At 29.2% G+C, this 1,262-nt stretch carries 1 protein-coding gene; it reads right to left on the minus strand.

What is annotated here, in order from left to right:
• Nucleotides 1-250: 250 nt before the first annotated feature.
• A complete protein-coding gene (locus tag J1D01_RS17375) occupies nucleotides 251-595 on the minus strand; it encodes a hypothetical protein (RefSeq protein WP_421151772.1) in 345 nt (114 codons plus the stop codon).
• Between the last annotated feature and the right edge of the window lie 667 nt (nucleotides 596-1,262).

A 1,262-nucleotide genomic window follows, 5' to 3' on the forward strand; every position in this document is an offset into this window, starting at 1 on the left:
ATAGCAAGAGTATTTGCTGTTGTTAAGCGAGGAACACCATACGTGGTTCTCCAACAACATGCGGCATAATAAAAAACTATTTTTTATTAGGATTTGATCTTGGAATACGTGTATGGTTAGTTGCGTGGTTAGGCAACTAAGTTAGCAAACTTTAACGAACCCGTGAAAATTCCGCAGGAATTTTCGCAAGTAGAGAAGAACCTAGCAATTAATTATACACGGTGTTACCACACGTTTTTTATTTTTCATTTCAGATAATTAGTTGTTCGAGTTGATTTCTGATAGAGAATAGAAAAATCAAAATCAAAAGTGTAATCAAATTCGTTTTGAAATTCACGTATTCTTGCTTTTTGTATTTCTTTATTACTCTATAAACTAAAAATCCGCCAACGAGTAAAATCGGCAGATAATTAAAAATTAAGTCAACATACCACAATTCAGCAATTCTGCTCGAACCAGCTCCAGAACCAAATATGAGGAAAAAAGCAAGTATCTCAATCAAAATCACAAGTAAAAGAATTCCGAAAAAGAGAATTGACCTAATTCCAATTCCGAGATAATTTGTCTTTATTTCTAAAAATTCTGTTGTTTTCAATTCGGTCAGTTTTTTTAAGTACTATTCCCTTTAATCACAACTAAAATTATCGTTATTGAAATTCCGATAACAGAAGCTATAATATTCTTATTAATCAATTTCGATTTTTTAATTCCATAAACGAGATTACTTATTTTCTTTTTATTCATTAGCATGATAATCAGAAATATCAGTAAGAACCCAATAATATTTCTAATAATCAGAGTATGGTCGGTTAAGTCAATTTGAGTTGCAGGAAAAGCCAAATTTGTAATCAAAAAATAGAAATAGGATTGAATTAAAATCCAACCAATTTTTTTATTTGTAAAAACTCCGATAATTGGAATTAATAAAATTAAAGAAGGTCTTAAATAATAGTTGTTTGTAGCAATCTGAAAATACTCAGTTAGTTTGTCTGCATTCCAATCTCCGACAGCGAAGTAATGGTCAATTATATTCGAAATTGCATAAATCAATGAAAAGATAAATAAGCATATTATCAATAACTTAATTATTAAAATCAGATAGTTTTCTTTTATATGTTCTGCGGTTATTCTCAAATGTCTCGTCCTAAAATACGTCTACAGGTTATTGATTAAAATTAAGCTGCATTTTGGTGCACGTTATTAGGTGTTTTATAGTCTAAAGATAAATGTAATCTTTTAGAGTTATATAATTTGATTGCATT

Origin of the sequence: Seonamhaeicola sp. NFXS20, from assembly GCF_049132085.1 — a bacterium.
Classification (GTDB): Bacteria; Bacteroidota; Bacteroidia; order Flavobacteriales; family Flavobacteriaceae; genus Seonamhaeicola.